Annotated in this window: 4 protein-coding genes and 1 pseudogene; 2 read left to right on the top strand and 3 right to left on the bottom strand. The window is 68.3% G+C overall.

Annotation, left to right across the window (positions count from 1 at the left end):
* The first annotated feature begins 490 nt into the window (after window positions 1-490).
* Window positions 491-625 (top strand): hypothetical protein, encoded by a 135-nt coding sequence (locus tag ACZ6EM_RS40110; RefSeq protein ID WP_465774641.1) that lies wholly within the window; start codon window positions 491-493, stop codon window positions 623-625.
* Window positions 626-717: 92 nt separating this feature from the next.
* Here ACZ6EM_RS40110 and ACZ6EM_RS40105 read toward each other — a convergent pair.
* A pseudogene (locus ACZ6EM_RS40105) lies at window positions 718-1047 on the bottom strand (Tn3 family transposase); the annotation flags it as partial.
* Between the two features lie 127 nt (window positions 1048-1174).
* On the opposite strand from ACZ6EM_RS40105, the gene ACZ6EM_RS40100 reads away from it, so the two are divergent.
* Window positions 1175-1648, top strand: coding sequence for a hypothetical protein (locus ACZ6EM_RS40100; RefSeq protein ID WP_400336133.1), 474 nt, complete (start codon window positions 1175-1177; stop codon window positions 1646-1648).
* On the opposite strand, the gene ACZ6EM_RS40095 is transcribed toward ACZ6EM_RS40100, so the two are convergent.
* Both ACZ6EM_RS40095 and ACZ6EM_RS40090 read right to left on the bottom strand, forming a co-directional pair.
* On the bottom strand, window positions 1573-2934 hold the full coding sequence (locus tag ACZ6EM_RS40095) for a tyrosine-type recombinase/integrase (protein ID WP_465774640.1): 1362 nt from the start codon (window positions 2932-2934) through the stop codon (window positions 1573-1575). The two genes, ACZ6EM_RS40100 and ACZ6EM_RS40095, sit on opposite strands and share 76 nt — an antisense overlap.
* A gap of 98 nt (window positions 2935-3032) precedes the next feature.
* Entirely contained in the window at window positions 3033-3272 is a 240-nt protein-coding gene (locus ACZ6EM_RS40090) for an RCC1-like domain-containing protein (protein ID WP_465774639.1), read from the bottom strand.
* Between the last annotated feature and the right edge of the window lie 1075 nt (window positions 3273-4347).

The following is a 4347-nucleotide window of genomic DNA, read 5'->3' as shown; positions in this document are numbered from 1 at the left end:
GCTGAACGCCTTCGAGATCACCTTCGACGGCCGACTCTCCGCCGGCCGCCGCTAACTCAACCCAACCGAGTTACACCGTTCACTGGACAGACCCTTCCGGAGCGGTGACGACATGTTCGGAGCGAGCATGGGCTTCACCCCGTTCGGCGATGCCCTTGCTGACGAGCACGAGAGGCGTCAACACTGATCGTCGCGCGACCCGACGCCCCTCGTGCACGCGGTCGCCGAGGGCAGTCAGAAGCAATCGAGCATCTCCTGAGGACAAGGCAGAATGATCGCCATGACGACTTGAAGAGCATCGGTCGGACGCAAGTCCTGGCGTAGGGGCGCAACCGGGTGGTGCGTTCGTGAGAGCGAACGCTCGGTCTGCACTGTGTGCCGAGAGCCAGTCCGCTCCTACCAGTACCGTGTGCACCCGCCTGAGTCCTCCAGCTTCGAGCGATGTATTGGGTTCGGCTGGTGTTCGGGGTGCCGGATCTACTCGGGCAACATGGTCTACGTTCACCGCAAGCGGGTCCTGGTTGACGCCCTTGCGTCGCTACCGGCCGATGACCGCGAACGGTTGCTGCGCAAGGAGGCCGCGCTGATCGACTATCTCGACAGCCGAGGCCTCGGTCACCGCTGAGCCGAGCACCATGCTGAACCTCTGGGAGCAGCGGGTTCGCGCGAGAAGCCGTCAAGGGGCACCTGAGCGGCGCCGGGGACCCTGGAACCTCCGTCAGCCAGTCGCAGGATGTGCAGCGTCTTGGCGATCCGCCCGTAGTGCGCGATCGCGTCGCCCAGCGGGGTGGGCCGGCCGTCGCGCGACAGCATCCGGAGCACGTCGTAGGCCCGCACTGCGCCGGTGTGGATGGAGCCGGTGATCCGCAGGATGTCCTCCCAGTGCCACTCGATGCGCGCCAGGTCGACCCGGCCGCGGGCCGCTTCCTGGAAGGCGCCGTAGTCGGCCGCGCGGTCGATGCGCCACATCTTCTGGTCCGGCAGGTCGGCCAGCTGTGGTGCGTACGTGAACCCGGCCAGCGTGAGCAGGCCAAAAACGATGTCGCTGTTTATGTGGACAGTTCAAGTTGATCTTCCTTCGGCTTGCCGCTCGGGGCGTTGGCGGTGTTGGTGCGGGCCGGAGAAGCCGCGTGCATAGAGTGAGATCTTCGATGGAGTGGCAGGGGTGGAGGCCGTGGAAATCACCGTCCAGTGGATACGGACGTCCTGGACGAAGCAGTCCCGCGGAGGAGAGGCTGCCGCCCGTAGGAACGCGGCCCCGGTCGGCTTCACTGTCCCGTATATGCCGCCCTCGTTTGCGCACGTGGTCCGCATGCATGAGCGAGACGGCTTCGAGCCCCATGGCGTCGAGGAAGACCTGCGCAAGGTCGACGTCCAGCTTCGCGAAGCCGACGGCCGACTGCGCGTCCTTCCCCGAGTGCAGCCCCTGTTCGCCATCCCACCTCGGCCGCGACGGCCCCCAGCTGTGCGCCTTGCCTCCGGCCAGTGGGTCCGCTGGCAGCTCAACTACCGTTTCAGCAGCGCGGCGGGTGTGCGGGGCTGGTCGTACTGGCTGGACACCTTCAACATCGCCTATGGCCCGGTGGATGCCGACGTGTTCTTGTCGGATCCCACTGTCCACGTTGACGAGCAAGGACCGCTCCGGTAGCTCAGCCATGGGGTAATCACGCACTGGAGCCGTCCTCCTCCGCTTCCGCGTTGACCGGCTGCCTGAGGTCGGCCAGGAGTCTTTCGATGCGTTCGCTGGTGCAGCGGTGGCGTTCGACCTCGCGGTCCCAGCCCGCGTTCGGCCGCGTCGCGGGCGAGGGTCAGCTCGACCTCGCGCCGTGCCCGCAGTCGTGGTGCGTACTCGGGCGTGGTGACGAACTTTGCGCAGGTCAGGTAGAGGTCGCATTCGCAGGGGCCTTCGGCGGGGAGCCGGAGGCAGCGGCCGAGTACGAGTTCGGTCTTGAAGAAGTTGGTCTTGAGCCAGTCGACTGACGCATCCGGCAACGTGCCGTTGCGCAGTTTGTCGGCGGCAGGGCCAGCGATGGTGGCGCCGGGGCCGAGCACGGCCTGGTAGTCGCGCAGGACTTCCTGGTCGCTGATCTGCGCGTAGACGAGGGCCATGTTCACGGAGGTGTGCCCGAGGACCTTCATGATGGTGTGGAGTTTCGCGCCGCGTTCGGCGAGCTGGGTGCCGACGGTGTGGCGGAAGCGGTGGGCCGAGACGGTGCCGCGGCCGGTGCCGCCGCGGCCGCCGGGGCGGACGAGGCCGGCGGTCTTGCAGGCGGCCTGGATCGGGGTCTCGAACAGGTAGTACGTCGACAGCAGCTTGCCGTGGCTCATGAACAGGTAGCGGATCTCCTCGCCGGTCCGCTCGTCGGTGAACGGCCGCTCCGGTGCGTGTCTGCGCAGGTCGATGACCTTCTGCAGGGCCTCGGCGGCGTCCTCGTGCAGCGGAACGACGCGCTCTTTGTAGGTTTTGCGGCCGGACAGGTGGAGCCGCGGGGTTCCGTCGGGGTAGCGGTCCAGGCGGTCCAGCGGCAGGCGCTGGATCTCACTGCGGCGGGCGACCAGCAGGGCGGCTCGCTGGAACGGGCAGGCGATCGCGTCGATGGCGGGCATCAGCCGGTCGAGGTCCTGGTCGGGGATGAACCGCGGCACCTTCTCGGTGTACTTCGGTGCGTCGCCGGCGCCGATGAGGGTGTGGCCTGGCACGTCGTCGTACTGCCAGAGCGCGGTGTCACGGAAGAACTGCGACAGCCCGGAGATCCGCTGGATCCGTGACATGACGCCCAGCGGTTTGCCCGTGGTCGGGGCCGGGGCCTCGGCGATGTGTCCGATCCAGTCCAGGCAGTGCTGACGTCTGACGTCGGCGAAGGTCGTGATGTCGGGATGCTGTTCGCCGAGCCACTGCCCGAAGACCCGGACCGCGAGCTCCAGCTTCTCCACCGTCGAGGGTGCGTCGGTCAGTCTGCGGGCCGCGAGCCACTTCTCCGCGACGGCCTGCATCCGGGGAGGCAGGGCCAGGGGAGGTTTCCACGACGGCATCAGCTTGCGTGGCTGGACGGCGACCTGCCCGCGGCGATGGCGACGATCCGCTTGCCCTGCGCGGCCTTCGCGAGCCCGGGTACCACGCCGTTGCGCTCGTCGCCCTCGGCGAGGAGCGTGCCGTCGGCGGTCAACGCGAGACTGGTGTCGTTGCCCGCGGCGATGGCGACGATCCGCTTGCCCTTCGCCGCCCACTCGATCGCCGAGACCGCGCTCCCGGCGGCGCGCCGTTCCCCCACGGCGACGAGGGTCCCGTCGGCGGTCAACGAGAGCGTGTGGTAGACGCCACGGAGACGGCGGTGACCTGCTTGCCTTCCAGCGCCCGGCGACGGAAGTGATCCTCTGGCCCTTGGCCGCCTTCAGGAGCCAGCCGATGTCCTCGGGCCGCTCTCCCGCGCTCAGCAGTTCCCCGTCGGCGGTCGGAGCCATGAGGACGCGGTGCGCCGTGGCGAAGTCGACGATCCGCCTGCCGTGTGCCTGCCGCACCAGCTCCGCGGCCCACTCGGGATGCGAGGAGAAGACCTTGCCGTCCGCGGATATCGCGAAGCTCATCCGACCGCACCCGAAGATGTCCGAGACCCGACTGTCCCCGGCCGCCCCCAGGATCGCCGACACGGACTCCGCGTCGCCCGCAGCGAGGAGACGGCCAGCCGACGGACCACCAGTGGCGGCGACGACGGCGGCCCGATCCGGTTCCGACATGCAGATCCCCCATTCCGTAAGCGGGTTGGTCCGTGTCGCCACCGTGCTCAGGCCCGGCCGGGCACAGCCCCATGCAACCCCGACAGCGGAGCCGCGTCCGATACCGGCACCGTCTACCCGCGACCCTAACGGCGCCACCAAGAGCGGACGGCGGCATTCGGCCGCACCCACCCTGCGGGGCACGGACCCCGGCCAGTAGCCCGTGTCCCGCAGGGCTGGGCAGGGCGAGACCGCCTCACTGTCCTGGTACCGGCCCAGCAACCCCGACTGTACGAAGGCGAGCTCCACCGTGATCCCTCCCGGGGCCACGGTGCACTCCCGTCAGCCCAACTGCCTCATGCGCCACATGTCGCTGAGGCTGAACCACAGGCTCCGTGAGACAGAAATGAACAGTGGAAAGAACTCATCCGTCAGAGACTCGACCGCCATCACGGCCCTCCGAAGATCGAGAACATCGACCGCGAAGACTCCGCTGCGTGATCACCCCAGGTCAACGGCCCCCTGAGACCGGCGAGGGCTTAGCGCACGATCTGGCACGGATGTTCCAAGCGCCGCCAATTGCATCCGATGCGAACTCGCGACGGTCCGCGAATCGTCGGGGGCAATGGCGCT

The organism is Kitasatospora sp. NPDC041917 (assembly GCF_055589745.1).
This window is presented reverse-complemented; position numbering and strand designations above follow the sequence as displayed.